Raw genomic sequence first — 20,105 nt, 5'->3', positions numbered from 1 at the left:
CACTTCAAGGGGCCACCTCAGCCAGCGGTTGAGTGGCAAGAAACTCGGCCAGTTGTTGATTGAGCTCAGGGGTCGGCGTCTCGAGATCGTCGCTCCTGATCGGCACCAGAATCCTGCTGCCGGGCGCCGCCACGACGCCATCCTCACGATTCCACGCCGCCACGCCCACGCGCCGGACCTGGCCGTCGGGCTGGATCAGCCACAGATAATCGCCTTCAGCGTCGCCAACAATGGCGCAGTCACGGGCATAGGCCCGCACCTCCTGAAGAGCGCGGTAAGGCACCTGACAGGGTTGCGCGACCGCCCCCAGAACTTCCACGGTGGACGGCCGCGGGGGGTAAATCAGATGATCGCCATCATCCAGCAGCGCGTTGCGGGCGAACCCTGTTTCCACGGCGATCGGGTCGAGCACCGCGACCTGGCGTCCGGTGACTGGCAGTTTTTCGACCTGTTCATACAGACGCGCACTCAACTCTGCTCGTGTGTTTTTGCCATCGAGCAAGGCACCCCGCTGCAGCAACTTCAGATCGAACAAGACACCCGCTTTCAAACGCGCCTGCTTATCCACCAATGAACGGTGCAGCCACGCTGCGCCCAGCCAGTAACTTTCGGCATTGGGTTGGGATTTGTGAATGACATCGAGCAAGCGTGCACCGGGTTTGATATCGAATTGGCCTGGGCTGCGCACGTCACCGCTGACCGTGACGGCCGCCTGCCCCACACCCGGGCCGATCAACAGCAGGCCAAGCAAGAAAAGGTTTGAACACTTCACCGGGCAGCTCCCCTGTCGGGGCGCAGTTGCACGATTTTCAGAAACAGCCGCGGCGTCAGGTGTTGCTCGCTGCGCAGGATGAAACCGTCCTTGGGGTCGACCCAATAGCGGTTGGTGGCGCGGAAATTCAGGGTGGGTGCATCCACCTGCTCGTCGATGCGCAGCAAGGCGTAATCCTTGTCCAGAATGCTGATGGTCTCGATACCGTGGGGGCTGAAACGGCTGTTGACCGCGATACCGATCCGGTTGCCGGCGTAAATGTCGATCCAGCGTGTGCTGGTATAACCGTCGGGCAAATGCTGAAGGCCGCGCTTGAAGGGCGACTCTTCATTGAAGCGAGTGCCATCCAGGGAAACGCCCAGCCCGACAGTGCGCACCACAAGACCATCGCGCATCATCAGCACTTGCTTGCCGGAAGCGACCCAGAACTGCAGGTCGCCCCGTCGACGAGCCATGGCCATCACCCCCTCACTGGAGGTGGTGGTGACCAGGATCTGCGGGTATGGCACGGCGTCGACTTGAGCCCGGGTCACGTTGATGGAGGCAGGCCCCGCGACAGACGCTTCGAGAGTGTCCATGGAAGCCTGCATCAACGGATTACACCCGCACAGCAAGAGCGCCATCGTCAGAGTGGCGCTGGTAGGCAATTTTTTCACGGCGGGATTGAGCCTTATCTGCTGTTGGCTTCGCTGAGATCGTTAAGTGAGCGGGCACCGGTCCCCAGGATGGAGGCCGTAGGCAGAAGCTGACTGATCAGACGGTTCCAGCGCGTCACACCGGCCGGGCCGACATAGACGATGTCTTGCGGCTGCAAGTCAAAACGGGTAGCCAGTACCAGGGCCGACGGGGATTCGGCATCGAGCTGGAACACCTTGGCCGGTTCGGTTTCCAGGTGGTCCGCGCCGCGAATTACGTACACCGCATTGCCGTTGGAGGTGGTCTGGTTCAAGCCCCCCACAGTGCCCAGCGCATCGGTCAGGTTGATCGACTTGCTCTTGAAGCTCAACGCACGAGGCTGGTTGACCTCACCCATGACGTAAATCCGCTTTTGGTCGTTGTAGGGCAAGTACAACCGGTCGCCGCCCTTGAGGTAGATGCCTTGCAGCTGAGAGTCCTGGCGATTGAGGGTGTCCAGATCGAGCTTGTATTCGCGCCCGTCCCGGGTCAGCGTCAGGCCTGACAGGTCTGCGTTCGTGGGGTCCACACCCGCCGCGCCAATGGCTTCCACCACGCTCAGCGGGTTGGTGGTGATCGGTTGCTGCCCGGCTTTGAGCACCGCACCGGAAATCACCACCGTCTGACTGGCGAAGCGCAATACGCTGACGTCAACCTGAGGGCTTTCGACAAATTGCGACAACCGCTCGGCAATAAAGGCCCGCAACTCTTCGATGGTTTTACCGGCGGCCGGAACATTACCGATGTAGGGATAAAACAAAGTACCGTCCGGACGCACCAGACGACCGTTGGCATCGAGTTGCTGTTGCGGTCCCGAAGGTGCCGTCAACTCGGGGTGGTCCCAGACCGTAATGAACAACAGGTCGTTGGCCCCTACGCGATAACCGCCTGGAACATAGGACAACAGCGCCGGGGGAACGGATTCGCGAACTTGCGTGGCGGCATCCATGGCAATCAATTTAGGTGTGATGGGAATAAGTTCCACCCGGCTACTTTCCGCAGAGCCGTCACTGACCATTTGACTGGTGTCCATGTGTTGACCAGGCGAAAACATACAGCCGTGCAAGCTGATACTTGCCAGCATAACAACAGATAATCTACGGATCATAATGGCACTACGCTAGTCGAGGGCAAATCTAAAACAAGATCACCCAGAAAGTTCTGAGTGATCTTGAACAACATACTTCGCGGGATTTAGTTGGTACCGGTCGTACCACCTGTACCGGTTGTGCCACCTGTTCCAGAGGTACCGCCATTGGAATTGCCACCAGAATTTGAAGCAGCTGCTGCAGCGCCAATAATAGCTGCACCGACCAACATGGTATCGGCAACCGTCACTCCCCCAACCAGCGGAGTGCTCAGGGACAGTGGCTCGCTAGCCGTTTCAGCCGCCGGTTCGACCGCCGGTTCATCCGCTGCCAATGCTGCGGTGCTCATGACAGCCAGCAAGCTGGCGGTAAGTAGTTTCTTCATATCAGACTCCTTCTCGATATTAAACCCTTATATAACTTCATAATAAGGGAGCAGGAATGGAACGGAGATGAAGAGGCAATGATCACTTCACAAAGATCTTGTCAGATCACGCACGTCGCCTCCTGGGAATCATCTCACTCGTTGGTAACGTAAACCAGTGGCCAACACTCCTCGAAAGGCTGACATAGACTGCTCGCTAACGAGGGACCGGGACGCGATTTCTGCTGATTTTCTACGAAATTAACCGAAGCTTTACTATTTTTCACTGCAGATTTTTGTACAAAAATCTCCCGGCGCGCTGAAGCACTGTTATTAATGGTCAGCATTATCCAAGTTTCTGACTACCGGACTTGTCCGCGTCAGCACACGGACAAGTAGGGAAGCGCCTTTATGGTGTTTGTGATCAGGGCAAAATTAAATGACAGGCCTTACCGATAGACCGCGACCGATACCATAGTAGTCGAATCCATTGGCTTTCATGCGGTGAGGATCAAATATGTTACGACCGTCAAATATGACAGGAGCGCTCAATTTTTCCTTTATAAGATCCATGTCGGGAGCTTTGAATTCGCGCCATTCCGTAACAATGATCAAGGCATCAGCACCCTGAAGCGCGGCTTCTTTGGTCCCCATTAAAAGCAAGTCTTCATTCATCCCGTAAATTCGTTGTGTTTCAGCCATCGCTTCGGGGTCGAAGGCTTGTACTCTGGCGCCAACGCTACGCAACTGTTCAATCAGGACGCGACTGGATGCTTCTCGCATATCGTCTGTATTGGGCTTGAAAGCCAAGCCCCAAATCGCGAATGTTTTTCCCTCCAGATGCCCATCGAAGTGATGTTGAATATGCTCGAAGAGATGTTCCTTTTGTCGCTTGTTGACTTCCTCTACGGCAGACAACAGCGTTGCTTTATAGCCGATCGAGGACGCGGTACGTTCCAGGGCTTGTACATCTTTCGGGAAACAGGAGCCGCCGTAGCCGCAGCCGGGGTAGATAAAATCGTAGCCAATCCTTGGATCAGAGCCAATGCCTTTACGAACGGCCTCAATGTCGGCGCCTAATCGTTCGGCGAAATTGGCCATTTCATTCATGAATGAAATTTTTGTTGCCAATAGGCAGTTGGCAGCATATTTCGTCAGTTCGGCACTTCTGATGTCCATTGTGATAATTTTTTCATGATTTCTGTTGAAAGGCTCATAGAGCTGCCTCATACGGTCCACAGCGTAACTGCTGTCACTGCCTATGATGATTCTATCGGGACGAGTACAGTCGGCTACCGCAGAACCTTCCTTCAGGAACTCGGGATTGGAGATAACGTGAAACTCCACCTCTAGATCCCGAGATTTCAACACTTCGGAAATTTTCGTTCTTACTTTATCTGCTGTCCCAACAGGCACAGTAGACTTGTTAACAATAATTTTAGCCTCGGTCATATTGAGTGCGATGGTCGCGGCCACGGACAGCACGTATTTCAAGTCAGCACTGCCATCGTCGTCTGGAGGCGTACCCACCGCAATAAATTGGATTTCCCCATGACGCACGCCTTGTGCTGCATCCGTTGTGAAATGTAAACGTCCTGCCTCATGGCATTTTTCTACAAGGGCACTTAACCCAGGCTCGTAGATAGGAATAATTCCATTCTTCAGATTTTCGACTTTAATAGCGTCAACGTCTACGCAACATACGTCATGACCTGCGTCAGCAAGTACAGCCGCCTGCACGAGACCCACATAACCTATTCCAAAAACCGTAACATTCATTTTAATAATCCTTTAAACGAGCTCGAGGCGACCATAGCGATCTTCAAAGCGAACGATGTCATCTTCACCCAGGTAGGAACCTGATTGAACTTCTATCAATTCAAGAGGAATTCTCCCCGGGTTTTCAAGGGAGTGCACAACCCCGATGGGTATGAAAGTAGATTGATTTTCGGTCAACAACACCTGTTTGTCAGCGATTTGCACATTTGCGGTTCCTGAGACCACGATCCAGTGTTCTGCCCGATGATGGTGAAGCTGAACGGAAAGTTTATGCCCCGGTTTGACGGTGATTCGTTTCACTTGGTATCTATGACCTTGGTCCACTGAGTCATATTTCCCCCAGGGCCGATAGACTTCACGATGACTAGCACCCTCGACTCGATTGTTTTTGGTGAGCTCAGACACTATTTTCTTGACGTCTTGAGAACGGTCCTTGGTCGTCACCAATATCGCGTCCGACGTCTCGACGACAACGACATCACTGATACCTAGAACAGTGACTAGACGATGACTGGAGTGCACATAACTGTTGGTCACGCCATGCAGCAACACATCCCCTTGTGTGCAGTTTTCATTTTCATCCTTCGCTCCCGCCTCCCATACCGAATCCCATGCACCAAGATCGCTCCAACTGGAGTGAAGGGTAACGACTGAAGCGATGTCGGTTTTTTCCATGACCGCATAATCAATGGACACGTTGGGTGCATTCACGAAGTCCACCTGACTGAGCCTTGTGAAGTCCTGATCATGCGTTGCGTTAGCAAGAGAAAGTTCTGCTGCAACAATGATGTCAGGACTCAAGCGCTCCAGTTCGGACTTCATGACGGAAGCCCGGAACATAAACATTCCGCTGTTCCAGAAATAGTTTCCTTGCGCAAGGTAGCTTTGCGCTGTTTCCAGATCGGGCTTTTCTATAAAAGCATCGACGTGCGCAGTACCGTCGGCAGTACCCATTTGAGTACGAATATAGCCGTAACCGGTCTCTGGTTTAGTGGGTACAACCCCGAAAGTAACAATTCTACCTTTATTGACTTCCAACTTAGCCAACGCCAAGGAAGCCTTAAAAGCATCAACGTCGGCTATTACATGGTCTGCAGCCAAAACCAACAAGACAGGATCATCTCCGCCCTCCAAGGCTGCCAGTGTCGCAGCCGCTATGGCGGGCGCGGTATTTCGCGCAGAGGGTTCCAATAGGATTTTTTGTGGTTTTATATCCAGTGACCTGCTTTGCTCAGCCACGATAAAGCGATGCTCTTCGTTACAAACTATTATCGGAGAACTTAAGCTATCCCCTTCTGCGGATAGATTTTTTATTCTATCCAACGTAGTTTGAAACAAACTCAAATCACCGTGTATCGACATAAATTGCTTGGGCTTGAGTGCTCTTGAAAGCGGCCACAGACGTGTGCCTGAGCCACCGGACAAAATAACTGGAATCATAGCGATTACTCAATAATTAAAAGTAATAAGAGAGTGCCGACAAACAGCGAAGTCTCAAGACGTGAAAGACTTTATATAACTGATCAAACGATCTCTTTCTGTGAAATCCAAAGGGATTTCAGTGTTGCTGTAATTGAGTGCCGAATCGATAGCTGAAAAAAACTGGTCTTTATCATGGGCAATGAAAACAGAGGGAAACCCCGAAAAATTCTCGACAGTGTCGTACTGATGGTTATTAATGTGCTCACCGCGACCGCTATCCCGGGGAACCACAACTATTGGCTTTCCCAATTCAAGCGAACGAATGATATTACCCATGCCGGCATGAGAGACGACGACTGTTGAGGCGTTGAAATTTTCGGAGAATAAAGGTTCGGCTATTGTCTTGAATGCGTTAATGCGACCCAAATCCCTTTCATCATTGCCGACCTGGGCAACAATAGGGACATCAGGATTTGCATGACTCCATTCACTTAAATAACTGAGCATTCTCTCAAAGGGTGCTTGAGTGCCAACGCTGCAGAATATCATTTATACAACCCTCCCTTTATACTGAGCCCTGCCGTTTTCCGAAAGAGTGGGCCACTGCGTGAGTAATTCATCTACAAAGTAGGAAGCGATTCTGCCGGACAGAGAAATTTTTTTAGGGTTCGCGATACTATCAATCCAGAGCGTTTTTTTTCCCATGATCTTTGCTGTGATCAAACCCAGCAGACCCGGTGCAGCCCCCGTAGAGATGACATATTTCGCTTTGCTTTGGTAAACGATATTGAAAATATTACAGAACCCCTTAATTATCTTGAAGGGCTCACTTCTATTAAAATCGGGGACTTTAACAAAATGGTGAAGTGGGTACTGTGAGTGAACGCTTGTATCAACAGTGGCAATGTTGACTTTTTGGCCATCAAACGCTGGAAGCAGTTTGCTCATTTGTACCCAGTGCCCACCTCCAGAACAAATCAGTAAAACATCATACGATTGATTCATGACGGATCCCTTTCTGTCAGGATTAATAGACATCATTAGATAACAACAGCTGCTTTCAATAACTCCGCCTGCCCCTCCCAACGTGTTATTCGCTTGGCTTTCAACAACGCTGACTTTTCTTTATACAACTCTTCATTTTCGAGGAGTTGAGAAAGCCCAAACTTTATTGACAGGGGGTCTAACGTATCAACAAACACAGCGGCGTCCGAAAACAATGATCGCAGCACTGGTGTGTTCGAAAGTGCCATCGGCCTGCCGGCGCTAACCGCTTCGTTTGCCACACTCAACTGGACATTGTCGCGCGTTGTCAGGCCGAGAACGACGTTTGCGTTGCACAGCAGTTGTTCGAAAGTCAATTTACTCAGAAAACCCGTAAGCTTTATATTGTCTGGCATTGACGCGATGAGAGCTCCGGACAACTTTCCTCCGTACCTCCCAGTGATATAAAAGTCTACATTCGGCATTTCTCTGGCTGCCTTGATAACGATTTCTATCGGCTCGTCGACATCGAAAGAACAGGGAAAAAGCACGTAGGGTGTCTGATGATCACTGGCAGGAGGAGTATTAAAATCACACGGCAAATCCTCCAGGATGAAAATGTTTTCCACATTAACGCCTGAGCGGGACAACTCCTCTTTGACTTTGAAGTTATGAACCACAACGGCATCGATCTTATTGAGCAAGGACACTGTGCCCGGAAAGGTTATCCATTGCTTGCGTAACAAACTATTATGCACATCAGCGATAATCTTGAGGCGCCTATTAATAAAAAATTTGTAGACCAGTGCTATATGCAACACAGGGCTCGGTGGCAACTGGACCCAAAGAACTTCCGGCGCACCGACAAAAAGTGATTTAATGGTTTTAAAAGCCTTAATCAAATAATCCAATGGACGTGCATATTTTTTTTTGAATTTATTAGGTAGATGCAGAATGTCATACGCCCAATATTTTTTCATTGTGTCGGCGCGTCGTTGATAGCCGACCCATGCGATCATTAATGATTTCACTTCTGAATCCTGCGTAAGAATAGTAAAGAAAAACTGGGCACTACAATGCAAACCAAATAGGAAAGTCCGCACTGTACTGAATGCGTTTATTTCTGAAGCGAATATGTTTAGCCGGATTCCCTCCCACAATCGAATACTCTTCAATATTACGTGTGACGACGCTACCAGGATAAATGACTGCACCTTTTCCTACTTTGACGCCCGGCATAATCATCACACTGGGAAAGATCCAGACGTTATCTTCAATGACAACCGGCTTCCCGACCGTGTGACTCATGGGGTCGTCGATATCGTGCCCCAGTGTATAAATCTTCGTGCCATGAGAAATATTGACATTGTCGCCGATGCGAATTCCAGCTCTATTATCCATATAACAGTTGTAATTTATGGTGCAGTTTTTTCCTACTGAGAACTTACCGAATGAAAAAAAAACGACTTTCCTATGAACAGTGGTTTTAACGCCAATACGGCATCCCGCTGCCCTTAGCAGTGAGCGTCTCAAACTGAAAAAGAAAACCAGGTTAAGTGCCGTATTAAACAAGGCCACGGCGACCTTCTTGATATTGAGCTTCACGTTCTTCATCTAGTTTCCTGCACTCTGCCCTGATGTATTAGCGATGCGATGTGAACTCATTACGAAATTTCTGAACTGTATATTGGTACTGGCAGGTGTGGCGAAGGATGCATTGTTTCCACCGAAGAACGTAGAAAATAGCAATCCATCGATCGTCAGGCTCTTAGTGTCTCTGAACGTCAACCCGGTTTCGGAGTGCACCAGTTTTTTATCGTACCAAATAGAAATCACACCGTCGGCGCGACCCGGCGTATTCAACTTTACGAGTTGTTCTAATGTATGCCACTGGCCGACACTAAACGTCCAGGAACCCAGGCCGATCGCTGTCCCCCATGTTTTACTGGTGGGTAAATAAGCATAGATTGCGCCGACACCGTTTTCTTTCCATATGTAGCGAGTGGAAAAACCATCATGGCCATTAGGTATTTTCCCACCTGTATTGCCTGTGCCGCCGTAGAGCCCTGGAAGTTTTCCACCTTTTACAAAATTAAAATTCTTATCGAATTTCAATTCATACGTAAGAATCAGGCATTCCCTTCCCGGCTGCTTGAGGCCAGATTTGAACTCAATCCCCCCATAGGGCAATCCCAACCGGACCATCGAGCCTGGATCGTACGACCCGGCGGGATAATGCACCGTAATGTCTTTTATTTCATGACTGTAGGTTTTGTTTGTTAAATTAGCGCTGCCTTTTATATTGTCCTGTGCGCGACTGTTTCGATGACGGCTGTTGAACACCTGTGAAACATCTGGAAGTGTTGGATAGATGTTTTCAACATTTTGTTCACAGCGGTCATTTATATCGGATGCACTGCTCGTAGCCACATGCAGAGAGAAGGCCAAAGTGATTAACGTCGCGGCTTTTTTTTTCACGTCAGTTGCCCCTCTGATTTTATTTCTTATCGACCCATGCCAGAAAATCATCAACAGCATTTTGCGCGATGGATGACCTCTGCGAAATCTCTTGTTTGAGGTGCTCTGCCATGTGCTCTCTGGTTTGTCTGAACTCGCCAATGGTTGCCATGATCAGGTTATGGTCAGGGGCGCTGACCAGTTTGGTGCCGCGAGGGAGCATCTCATGTACTTTTTTTAGCTTGTTTTCGATTTCAACTGCGATGGTTGGATAGCCTAAGGAAGCAGGCAAAAGTACGCCATGCGCCCTGGCGCTGATAATGACGTCGGATTCAACTATCAATTTCGCCATGAACGTCTCTGGCGTATCCACGGCGGCATCCCAGCACAACCACTCAAACGTGTGGTGCTTATCGATAAGATGCTGGTCGCGCTCTTTATACAGTGACACCAGACGTACATGCTCTCCACGCTTGGACAGTTCATGAGCGGCCTGAACCATAGCCTCGATGAATTTTTGCCCATTCGCATCATGCGGCCAATCCCGCAGGATAAATGACAGGTATTTATTCTTATTTACGCTGTTTATCTTCAGATCGGTATTAGAGATCCATAGGTCAGAAAGCAAGGTCGGATCGGTGTACACGTCGACATCCGATTTCCCAAAAGCATTGCAATGCTTTTGGCTTGTACCATCCCTGACAGAAATATAGTCACAACGATTAATGACATTGACTGCGCGATTCAGCGGCTTGCCGCCACCATCAAACGGGCCTAAACCGATACAGAATGCAGCAAGACGACGATGGAAGAATATTTTGTCTACCCCGCCGCGCATCCCTACATACAAACGTAAAAGAGTGGATTTCAAATCCGTTTGGGCTTTTATGCTTTTGTAGAGTTTTGACACTTTAAGTTGAATTGAGGACGCCTTCCTGGCGGGAGGAATGAACGAGAAAAACTGACCGCCCCCGCCTAAAACCACCAAGTCTGCTTTGACGGGCTCCTTGATATGCAACCATTTTATGCGCGGGTTAAAATTTTTGGCGACAGCTGGATGATCCACCCCCACGGCAATGTCCGACTCTTTGTATCTTTTTTTCAGAATATTGATGACACACAGCATCAATATGTCATCACCTAGATTGCCTGGGCCGTAAGCACCACGGATATAAACTTTACTGGAATTCATGCTGGGCTTCCAATCTCTACGGGTTCATTAAACATAGTATTCAAGGTCAATGTCGTCGCTAGAATGTAGATGAAAATCACGACCACTATCATCAATCGGTACAGGACACTTTCAACGTAAGCACTTGAGATGAAACTGACAAAAGGCAATGTCCACAAAATCAATATTCTCGGGGTGACAAGCAACTCCAAGGGCAATATTTTTTTGTATATGAAATACGGTAAGCCTAGCAGGAAGTGTATCAATTGCGAGCCAATGAATGCTTTGGCAATTCCGACGGCGCCTTCCTCCCTCAGGAGCAGGGCCCCGGATATGAACAATACGCCCCATAAAATATTACTCATGACGCTGTACCACGCTAAATCCATCACGATCATTTTTCTTGAAACGCCGGATTTAAATGCACTTAGCAGCGAGCCCAGAATGACCAGAATCAACGTTATTTCAAAATCCCGACCGAGAAAGCTATTGCCATAGAGTTTTGCCAGCAGTTCGGGGAACATGATGACTGGCTGTATAATGATCAATACGATTAGCCAGCCGGACAAAAAATTCAAGGCGTCTAATTTCCGGCTTTTACCTCCTAGCGTTGCAGCCAGCATCGGGACAAGTACGGAGCCTAATACCACGGAGACATGTGAGAATATTGCATTCCATTGCATGGCGGCTGCATACATGCCTAACGCGGCGAACCCGTTACTTGTTTCCGCCAGCAATTTATTCGCGAACCAATTCATTGGAGCGACCATCAGCCCTGTCAGCAAGACCGGGAGTCCGACCGAAAGAACAGTATGCTTTTCAGTCATTGCACCTTTGAAGCTGAGCGCCGTATTCTTTGCCTTCAATGTTTTCCAGCATGCAAGCGCGCTAAAGAACACGATTAACAGTTGAGAGCACGCCAACCCCAGCAGCGCACCATTGAGTCTGAATTTTGTCGTCAGGAAGTAAGTTGCCGGAATCCCGACGATGGCGATAATTCCATTGATCGTCGCAATAGACCGATATTGCCCCCAGCCGGTTAAACACCCTTGGGTCCATCCAGACAAAATGATGAAGGTGATGGTGCTCAATACAATCAGCGACACATATTTCAGATTGTCGGAGCCAAGAATGATGGTGGAGAAGAAAAGCGGAAAAAACAGGGCGACGCCAATGATCATTAAACTAAAGGATAAGGAAAAAATCAGCGTTAAAGCGATACCCCTGCCCGTTTTTTCCGGGGAGGTCTCTTTAAATTGACCAATATGTTTAGCCGTCGCCGTCGTTGTGGCTTGCGCGGCCACATTGGCGAGCATGACAATGGCGCTTTGTATCAGGCCATATTCTCCAAATGATTGTGCACCCAGTACTCTGGCGACCAGTATGCCCGTAATGACAACCGAGACTTTCGTAGCCACTGCTGATATGAAACTCCACGCAGTGCGGGACACAAATTTTCTCAACAGCATATTGTTCATCTGGCTTCAACCTGTAAAGGTGGAGTTATCAGCGGTTGATGAAGTGTCATTACCTTTTTACGTTGCCTGGCAGTGTGTTCCGAAAAGACGCGTAAAATGATTGCGCTATAAGCGATTCCGATAGCGTACGGCTGATAAGGTGTGGCCGACACGATGAACATCAGCGCCAGAAAGGTGGCTATTGATACCGCTACCCGGGTTTTCAAGTGATGAGTCATGGACGTCGTGAATACGAATAGTAAGTAAAAACCGATGATCCCGTATTTGACAAAGTACGTTAAATAGGCACTGTCGATATTCGAGTTTTTGTCATCGAGACCACGGTATTCAAACCAGGGAATTTCGAAAGGGGTTCCGGCCCCTAGCCCGACAAAGTAGTGCATGGGGTTCATATTTCTTATCAAGTCCAGCGCAGGGCTGAAACGAGTGGTTAGCTGAACTGCCAAGCCTTCAGATGACAAAGCATCATTGATTCGATCAGCACCGATCATGTTACTGACTTCAATAAAGGCCAATAGCACTACCGAACCTAACAGTATGACGCCCATCATTCGGGCAGGTTTTGTATATTGGTGAATGATGATGGCTGCAAAAACAGAAACGAAGATGAATCTCGAATTGGCGATGAACAGGCAGAGAAACGAGGTCACCAAACAGATCCTCGCCAGTTTTTTCTTATCTTCAAACAACCGAGGATCTATAAAATAATAGATTAGATATGCAACCGCTGCGTATGTACCGCCGTCAAGGTACCTGTAGGCATTTTCTTCATAGTAGACGTCCTGAAAGCTGTACAACCCCAATCGCAGCCAAGCGATGTCCAATATATTGAACGCGGTCATCGCAATCAATAGTTTCAGTATTGTTTGTAGTGTCAACGTTTTCGCTGCCAGCGTGGCAATATTCGTGAGCACAATAAATGACAGGATCATTATAAATGGCCGGGTGTCTTTTAATAGGTATTTACTCGGGGATCCTATTAAGCCACAGGCGAGCAACACCACATAAAGCCCACATCCAAAAAGAAGGCCGGCAGGCGTTGTCAATTGAGTTTTTTGTGTCACGACCTGCCTTATCAACAGCGCCCCCAACCCGCCCGCTATATAGAAGTCGAAAAAATAGATGCCTTTTAAGGATATTATTTCGCTGTAGGAATTTCCGGTAGGAACTACAGACAGCATTACACCAAAAAATACAATCGAGTATTTTGGGTTTTTTACTGCAAGCAAACCCGCCGACAAAGCCATAAGAGACAATAGGTAAAACATAGTTTGATATTCTTTATGCTGATGTTGTCATTTGACACGCTACCGCCCCAGGATTTTTCGTCATCTTCCTCAGGACGTAGTGTTTCCATGAAATATCGGTTTGATCATGCCCATTGGCTAATGATCCGGTGCAGCAATAACGATAAAAACTCAAGCACGACAACAGCGCTATCGAACATCTGAACTTATGATGCGACCTGATCAATACCCATCAGTTTTTGTCGGAGGCATAGGCATAGTGGTAGTAACCATAATCACTGTAGCCATACTTATTGGAGGCCTTTTTCTCCACGCCATTGAAAATGGCACCTTTAATGACCACGCCATTCTGGGAGAATCGACGGACCGTCAACTCGATTTCTTTCGCCGGGTTCAGGCCATAGCGCGTCACGATCAGATTGGTTCCGGACAGGCGTCCGACGATCGCCGCATCTGTCACCGCCAGTAGTGGCGGCGTATCGAGAATCACCAGATCGTAGAGCTCGCTCGCCTGCTCCAATAGCGCGCTGAAATTGGCGTGCATCAGTAACTCGGAAGGATTGGGTGGGATCTGACCTCGACTGATAAAGTCGAAGTTTTCAACTTCAGTCTTATGGACAGCGGTGGCCACATCACAGCGCCGGGCCAGAATATCGGAGAGCCCATTGTCTGAGGAAACACCTAACACTTTGTGCAAATAACCTTTGCGCATGTCGACATCGATCAGCAATACCCGCAGCCCGGTTTGCGCTATCACCACCGCAAGGTTGACCGACACAAATGTTTTACCCACCTGAGGGCTGGGCCCGGAAATCATCAGGCGGTTATTGTCGGCTTCATGCATGGCGAAGTGCAGACTGGTACGCAAACTGCGCAACGCCTCGACGGCCAGATCGGTGGGATGACTGACGGCCAGCAATGAAGTACCACCGGAACGTCCTCGTCCGCGGGAGGCTTTATCTTCTTCGGCTTTCTGCAGAATGCTGTAGGGAATCGATGCGTAAACCGACAACCCAAGTTGCTCGATAGCTTCCGGACTTTCGAGCCCCCGGTTCAGCGCCTTGCGCAGCAACACCAGCGCCACCGCCAGGAAGCCGCCAAGCATTGTGGCGATCAATACAATCAGGATTTTTTTCGGCTTGACCGGTTTGAGGTAATTGACGTCCGCAGTGTCGATCAGGCGTACGTTACCGACAGTACCCGCGCGCATCACATCCAGTTCCTGAGATTTGTTCAGCAGCTGGGTGTAAATGGCCGTACCGACCTCTACATCCCGGGTAAGGCTCAGCAGTTCTTGTTGGGTTGAGGGAAGGCTCTCCACTTTGGACGCCAGACTTTTCTGCTTACTGCTCAACTCCCCGATCTGGGTCAGCAATGCGCGATAGGCAGGATGTTGGCGGGTGAACTTGCGGTCCATCTCGGCTTGCTGCAGCTTCAATTCGGAAATGCTGGTATCGAGCCCGACTATCTGATCGAGTATGGCTTTGGTTTCGAGCGTGATGTCCACGGACTTGCTGCGCGTCTGGTATTCATTCAACGCATTTCCGGCTTTTTCCAGGTCCTTCTTGACCTCAGGAAGTTGCTCTTTGAGAAACGCCAGGCTCTGCGCAGCCTCTGCTGAAGTACGCTCCACGTTTTGCCGAACATATATAGCGGCAATTTCATTGAGTATTTTAATTGCCTGGTCCGGGTCTGTGCTTTCCAGTGCCAGACCGATCATGCCCGACTCTTTTCCACGCTCGGCCACATCCAGGGACTCTTGATAGTCGAGGATACTGGTCAGGCGGGAGTTACGGATAATGCGGAAGCGGGTTCCAGGATTGGCGTGCATTTCCTCTATTTGAAACGTTACGCCATTTTGCTCGAAAAGCTCTCCGGCCCGGCTAGACGCCAAGAGATTGTCATCTTCATCCACCAACGTGAAATGACCATTTTCACCCGCGGTCAGGGTCAATTTCTTGCCCAGTTGCGAGTCAGGGAGATCCAGCTTGAATATCTTCAGCGACTCTCCTCCCCAGGCGAAACTGTTCAATCCCAACAAGGGGTCGGCTATTTCACCGGGATTTTTATTCTGGAATCGACGCGCCAGGAACTCACCGACCACCGGGAAGTACTTCGGCTGTATGACAATATCAAGTTTCAAGTTGTCGACAGTTTTACCAATCACGGAGCGGGACTGGATCAACTCGATCTCGGTCGCCGAAGGAGACTCCTTGCCCAGCATGCTGCCGATATCGGAGAAACCCAGCAAATCATTCTTCTTCGCTTCAACCTGCAACAACGCATTCGCCTGGTATACCGGTGTCGCCAGCACCGCATACGCGGCCCCGGCCACCATGAAGGCGCCCGTAATCGCGGCAATCAGCCATTTATGGTCGATGAGTGTTCCAAACAGGCCGAGAAGATCAATCTCGTCATTGTCGTCGTCCCGCACGTTGACTACCGGTGCTTGCTGCATAAGTCGGATTCTTTGCCTTGATTACAATTCAAAAAGGAGTGGCCATCAGCGTGCGAGACGCTGTGCCCATGCGTGTACGGCTTCTTCGATCAACGCATAAGCGTGCACAAAAGCAGGTTTGCCTTGACGGTAGGGGTCGCTGATTTCGCGATCGTCCTGCCACTTGCCCAGGAGCAGCACTTTGCCTCGCGCCTCGGGGGCAATGTCGAGCACCCCGTGGACATGCCGCCGCTCCATCACCAGAATCAGGTCCGCCTCGCTGACGGCTTGAGACGTCAGTTGAACGGCCTGGTGCTCATGGGGTAGATGACCATGCTCCTTGAGTACAGCATGTGCCGTGGGCTCGATGGGTTTGCCTGTCAAGGCAGCCAGGCCAGCCGAGCTGACCTGGATATCGGAATGAACAAGCGCCCCGCGCAGCAAATGCTCCGCGGTGGGGCTGCGGCAAATATTGCCGACGCAGACGATCAAAACCCTTTTAAGCAAGATAACCTTCCCCGTCTTGTCAACATTGGCGGTGACATAGCACTTGCCGAACATAAGAGCTTTAAACTACGAATAAGCCCGGACACTTATAATGACCGGTAACTGCAGCTGAAACTTTCAAACAATCAGTGCGTATTTATTACCATGACGTTTGAACAGCCCCCAACTTTTTCTCCAGACAAAAAATAACACTTCACGTTTCGAAATCTGAAAATAACAACCCGCGAATTTATCCAGACATTTTCTAACAGTTACCGTTTTCCGGTGATCGTTCAATCTAAATTACACCGAAATAGCGAATGGCTAATGTATAGCCGTTCCGCTAATGCATTGCCAGGGTGTCGAACATTCGGTTAGCAGTTGGGTAAGAGATACCTTGGGCAATAACTTTAGTTACCGCGGGTTACGTCAGGAACATGCCGTGAGGCAACCGGCATGCTCGCCGCCATAACATGTTTCTCGAGTGACCGGGCCGTTTCGAGCCTGCACTCCCAGCGTGACCGGCTCCGCCATCTTTCCTCCTGCCATTAGCCACTCCATCAGTCTACTTTCAAGGACGTTTCCATGATTCGTAAATGCCTGTTCCCCGCCGCCGGTTATGGGACCCGCTTTTTACCCGCCACCAAGGCCATGCCGAAGGAGATGCTGCCGATCGTCAGTAAGCCGCTGATCCAGTACGCCGTCGAGGAGGCACGTGATGCCGGCCTGCAACACATGGCCATCGTCACCGGCCGCGGCAAGCGCGCGCTGGAAGATCATTTCGATACCAGCTACGAGCTGGAGCACCAGATTCGTGGCACCGATAAGGAAAAGTTCCTGCACGGCACGCGCGAGCTGATCGACACCTGCAGTTTTTCCTATACCCGTCAGGTAGAGATGAAGGGCCTGGGGCACGCCATTCTCAGCGGCCGCTCGTTGATCGGTGATGAGCCATTCGCCGTGGTGCTGGCCGACGACCTGTGCCTGAACCTGGAGGGTGATGGAGTTCTGGCGCAAATGCTCAAGCTTTATGAGCAGTTCCGCTGTTCGATCGTGGCGATTCAGGAAGTCCCCCGCGAGCAGACTCAGAAGTACGGCGTGATTGCCGGCGAGTTGATTCGCGAGGGTATTTATCGGGTCAACAGCATGGTCGAAAAGCCCCGTCCGGAAGACGCACCGTCCAACCTGGCGATCATCGGTCGTTACATTCTGACTCCCGATATCTTTGACCTGATCGCCGACACCGAACCTGGCAAGGGCGGTGAAATCCAGATCACCGATGCGCTGATGAAACAGGCCCAGAACGGCTGCGTACTGGCTTACCAGTTCAAGGGCCGACGCTTCGATTGTGGCGGTGCCGAAGGTTATATCGAAGCCACCAACTTCTGCTTCGAGAACCTGCACCAGAACGCCCTGTGATGTTGCTGTCCCCCGATATGGTCTTTATTACCTTATGGACGAAGCCTCTATGAATACGTTGAGCGGTTTCAAGGCAGATGACAGTCGCCACCCGTATAGCGCGGACCTTAAGCACAATCTCGCGTACCGTATCGTGCGCGCCTATGCGTCGGAACTGATTTTCCCCCGCGTGCGAAAACCACCGGTACTACTGGTGGAACGCATCGGTGCGTTTCCCTCCTCCGGGGAAATCTGCCGCCAAGTCAAGGATGGCCCGGCGCTGCTGACGAGCATCAAGCAGCGTTACGCCCACGATGCCCTCGATCTCAACGAGGGCGATGGGCTGAACCTGGTTTTTGCCGACTGGCGCTTCAGCTTGCGCCTCTCGGGCAAGGGTTGCGTAGCGTGCCTGACCGTGGAAAGTCGCGGCGACAGCTCGCTCCTGCAGCGCAAAACCGCCGAACTGCTGGAGCAGATCGATGCAGGGAGGGCATTTGAATGAACGCGATTGCGGATCACGCCACCAAAGCCTGGTATCTGCTCCAGTGCAAGCCCAAACAAGATGAGCGCGCTGAAGAACATTTGCAGCGCCAGGGCTATGCCTGCTTTCGCAAGACCTACAGACGTGAACGCCTATTGCGCGGGCAGCGTCGAGTGATCAGCGAGTCGCTGTTTCCGGGCTATCTGTTTATTCAACTGAGCCTTCAGGACAGTTGGGGGCCGCTGCGCTCGACGCGCGGCGTTTCGCGGGTCGTCGGGTTCGGCGGTCAGCCATTGCCGATTCGCGATGCGCTGATCGACGAACTCCAGGAACGGGACAGCCAGGCGATCGTGACCACGTTGTTGAAACAGGGAGATGCGGTGCGCATCACTGAAGGTCCGTTCTGCGATCTCGAAGCGGTGTTCCTGGCCATGGACGGCGAAGAACGGGTGCTGCTGATGATGAATTTGCTGCAGCGTGAACAGCAAATCAGCCTGCCACTGGCGCGGGTCAACAAGCTTTAGATTTTTCTTTTAGCTGCTCACACAAAAACGCCGCTCAACCAACCAGCGGCGTTTTTTATCAGCACAGGAAAACCTACGCCCCTTCCGAGAGGTGATTCCAGTCGACCCAACCCAAAAACCAGGTCGCCAGAATCAGCAAACCGAAGGCGATCCGGTACCAGGCAAACACCGCATAACTATGGTTGGCGATGAACTTGAGCAAGCCGCGCACGGCAATCATCGCAAAGACAAACGCGGCGACAAATCCCAGGGCAAACACCGGTAAGTCGGCAGCCTGGAACAGGTCACGATATTTATAGCCCGAGTACACCGCGGCGCCCACCATGGTCGGCATCGCCAGGAAGAACGAAAACTCGGTAGCCGTCTTGCGTGACAGTCCAAACAGCAACCCGCCGATAATCGTCGATCCCGAACGCGAAGTGCCGGGAATCATCGCCAGGCATTGTGCGCAACCGACTTTCAAGGCATCGGTCCAGCGCATCTCGTCCACGTGATCGACCACTACCACATGCTCGCGTTGTTCAGCCCACAACATGATGATTCCGCCGATCACCAGCGCCACGGCCACGGTGATCGGGTTAAACAGATACTGATGGATTTTGTCGGCGAACATTACCCCCAGGACCACCGCCGGCAAGAAACCGATCAACAAATTCAGAGTGAAACGTTGCGCATTACGCTGGGTCGGCAAGCCGGTGGTGATGTCCAGAATCTTGCGACGGAACTCCCAGACGACCGCCAGAATCGCTCCCAACTGAATAATGATATTGAACGCCATCGCTCGCTCACCGCCAAAGTCGAGCAAGTCCGCGGCAATAATCTGGTGACCGGTACTGGAGATCGGCAAAAACTCCGTGAGTCCTTCAACCAGCCCTAGAATCGATACTTGTGTGGTGGTCCAGAAGTCCATTAATCCCCCGTTAGCCCCTCTCGACTGAAAGGTCCGTTGTTGGTTCCGAGCATCTGTCGGGTCAACGGAGAATTAAAACGCATTACCCGCTTGCTTGAACCAAACGTTATAAAACGTCCATGACCAGTGCCACCACCACCGCTACGACCCCACACGCCTGCTACGCTTTGTTTTCATGCCTGGAGGAATAATCATGCCGGACGATCCTACCCCCGCCCTGTTCGACCGCGTCAATCAGAACATCACCGCTCTGGGCGGTGCGATTAATGAGATTGGTATCTGGATTGCCAAGAGCGGTGCGACTGACGTGTCAGACCGGATAGCCGATCAGCTTAAAGTGCTGGAAGGCAACACCGACGCCATTGCCGGGCTGATGGCTGACCTCATCGCCCGATGGACGCCCGAAGAAGAAATTGACCCGGAAGATTGATA

General features: G+C 50.9%; 21 protein-coding genes. 4 read left to right on the top strand and 17 right to left on the bottom strand.

Annotation, left to right across the window (positions count from 1 at the left end; translation table 11 throughout):
• Positions 1-4: 4 nt before the first annotated feature.
• The 16 genes from AC30D7_RS08850 to AC30D7_RS08775 form a co-directional block, all read right to left on the bottom strand.
• Positions 5-772 carry a capsule biosynthesis GfcC family protein gene (locus tag AC30D7_RS08850; protein WP_490133767.1) on the bottom strand — a complete coding sequence of 256 codons (768 nt, stop codon included), beginning with the start codon at positions 770-772 and terminating at the stop codon, positions 5-7.
• Positions 769-1,428, bottom strand: coding sequence for a YjbF family lipoprotein (locus AC30D7_RS08845; protein WP_490133766.1), 660 nt, complete (start codon positions 1,426-1,428; stop codon positions 769-771). Before AC30D7_RS08845 ends, AC30D7_RS08850 begins: the two co-directional genes overlap by 4 nt.
• 14 nt (positions 1,429-1,442) lie before the next feature.
• Positions 1,443-2,555: a polysaccharide biosynthesis/export family protein gene (locus AC30D7_RS08840; RefSeq protein WP_490133765.1), complete on the bottom strand. Its 1,113-nt coding sequence runs from the start codon at positions 2,553-2,555 to the stop codon at positions 1,443-1,445.
• 86 nt (positions 2,556-2,641) lie between these two features.
• The gene (locus AC30D7_RS08835) at positions 2,642-2,920 is read right to left on the bottom strand and encodes a hypothetical protein (protein ID WP_490133764.1); all 279 of its coding nucleotides are present in this window, start codon (positions 2,918-2,920) and stop codon (positions 2,642-2,644) included.
• Between the two features lie 414 nt (positions 2,921-3,334).
• Positions 3,335-4,678, bottom strand: coding sequence for a UDP-glucose dehydrogenase family protein (locus AC30D7_RS08830; RefSeq protein WP_490133763.1), 1,344 nt, complete (start codon positions 4,676-4,678; stop codon positions 3,335-3,337).
• A 12-nt stretch (positions 4,679-4,690) separates the two neighbouring features.
• Positions 4,691-6,118 carry a mannose-1-phosphate guanylyltransferase/mannose-6-phosphate isomerase gene (locus tag AC30D7_RS08825; protein ID WP_490133762.1) on the bottom strand — a complete coding sequence of 476 codons (1,428 nt, stop codon included), beginning with the start codon at positions 6,116-6,118 and terminating at the stop codon, positions 4,691-4,693.
• 54 nt (positions 6,119-6,172) lie between these two features.
• Positions 6,173-6,649, bottom strand: a complete 477-nt coding sequence (locus AC30D7_RS08820; RefSeq protein ID WP_490133761.1) for a glycosyltransferase — start codon at positions 6,647-6,649, stop codon at positions 6,173-6,175.
• On the bottom strand, positions 6,650-7,105 hold the full coding sequence (locus AC30D7_RS08815; protein WP_490133760.1) for a polysaccharide biosynthesis protein: 456 nt from the start codon (positions 7,103-7,105) through the stop codon (positions 6,650-6,652).
• A 35-nt stretch (positions 7,106-7,140) separates the two neighbouring features.
• A complete protein-coding gene (locus AC30D7_RS08810; protein WP_490133759.1) occupies positions 7,141-8,115 on the bottom strand; it encodes a glycosyltransferase family protein in 975 nt (324 codons plus the stop codon).
• Positions 8,116-8,155: 40 nt separating this feature from the next.
• Positions 8,156-8,698, bottom strand: a complete 543-nt coding sequence (locus AC30D7_RS08805) for an acyltransferase (RefSeq protein WP_490133758.1) — start codon at positions 8,696-8,698, stop codon at positions 8,156-8,158.
• Positions 8,699-9,562 (bottom strand): polysaccharide lyase, encoded by an 864-nt coding sequence (locus AC30D7_RS08800; RefSeq protein ID WP_490133757.1) that lies wholly within the window; start codon positions 9,560-9,562, stop codon positions 8,699-8,701. It lies immediately after the preceding gene.
• Between the two features lie 19 nt (positions 9,563-9,581).
• On the bottom strand, positions 9,582-10,733 hold the full coding sequence (locus tag AC30D7_RS08795) for a polysaccharide pyruvyl transferase family protein (RefSeq protein ID WP_490133756.1): 1,152 nt from the start codon (positions 10,731-10,733) through the stop codon (positions 9,582-9,584).
• Positions 10,730-12,190, bottom strand: a complete 1,461-nt coding sequence (locus AC30D7_RS08790; protein WP_490133755.1) for an oligosaccharide flippase family protein — start codon at positions 12,188-12,190, stop codon at positions 10,730-10,732. Before AC30D7_RS08790 ends, AC30D7_RS08795 begins: the two co-directional genes overlap by 4 nt.
• Positions 12,187-13,458, bottom strand: coding sequence for a DUF6369 family protein (locus AC30D7_RS08785; protein WP_490133754.1), 1,272 nt, complete (start codon positions 13,456-13,458; stop codon positions 12,187-12,189). Before AC30D7_RS08785 ends, AC30D7_RS08790 begins: the two co-directional genes overlap by 4 nt.
• Positions 13,459-13,669: 211 nt before the next feature.
• On the bottom strand, positions 13,670-15,895 hold the full coding sequence (locus AC30D7_RS08780) for a polysaccharide biosynthesis tyrosine autokinase (protein WP_490133753.1): 2,226 nt from the start codon (positions 15,893-15,895) through the stop codon (positions 13,670-13,672).
• 45 nt (positions 15,896-15,940) lie between these two features.
• Positions 15,941-16,435, bottom strand: a complete 495-nt coding sequence (locus AC30D7_RS08775) for a low molecular weight protein-tyrosine-phosphatase (RefSeq protein ID WP_490133752.1) — start codon at positions 16,433-16,435, stop codon at positions 15,941-15,943.
• 510 nt (positions 16,436-16,945) lie between these two features.
• Between AC30D7_RS08775 and galU the strand changes: the two genes are divergently transcribed.
• The 3 genes from galU to rfaH are packed head-to-tail and all read left to right on the top strand — an operon-like array spanning position 16,946 to position 18,763.
• Positions 16,946-17,779, top strand: coding sequence for a UTP--glucose-1-phosphate uridylyltransferase GalU (gene galU / locus AC30D7_RS08770; RefSeq protein WP_490133751.1), 834 nt, complete (start codon positions 16,946-16,948; stop codon positions 17,777-17,779).
• Between the two features lie 49 nt (positions 17,780-17,828).
• A complete protein-coding gene (locus tag AC30D7_RS08765) occupies positions 17,829-18,260 on the top strand; it encodes a phosphomannomutase (protein ID WP_490133750.1) in 432 nt (143 codons plus the stop codon).
• Positions 18,257-18,763: a transcription/translation regulatory transformer protein RfaH gene (rfaH, locus tag AC30D7_RS08760; RefSeq protein ID WP_490133749.1), complete on the top strand. Its 507-nt coding sequence runs from the start codon at positions 18,257-18,259 to the stop codon at positions 18,761-18,763. The genes AC30D7_RS08765 and rfaH overlap by 4 nt, the downstream gene beginning before the upstream one ends.
• Positions 18,764-18,836: 73 nt before the next feature.
• Here the strand turns inward: rfaH and AC30D7_RS08755 are convergent, their stop codons facing one another.
• The gene (locus AC30D7_RS08755; RefSeq protein WP_019581965.1) at positions 18,837-19,673 is read right to left on the bottom strand and encodes an undecaprenyl-diphosphate phosphatase; all 837 of its coding nucleotides are present in this window, start codon (positions 19,671-19,673) and stop codon (positions 18,837-18,839) included.
• Between the two features lie 193 nt (positions 19,674-19,866).
• On the opposite strand from AC30D7_RS08755, the gene AC30D7_RS08750 reads away from it, so the two are divergent.
• Positions 19,867-20,103, top strand: a complete 237-nt coding sequence (locus AC30D7_RS08750) for a hypothetical protein (protein ID WP_490133748.1) — start codon at positions 19,867-19,869, stop codon at positions 20,101-20,103.
• Positions 20,104-20,105 lie beyond the last annotated feature (2 nt).

The organism is Pseudomonas sp. DF5, from assembly GCF_058148225.1.
The sequence above is the reverse complement of the archived record's forward strand: the minus strand, read 5'-3'. Positions and strand labels throughout refer to the sequence as shown.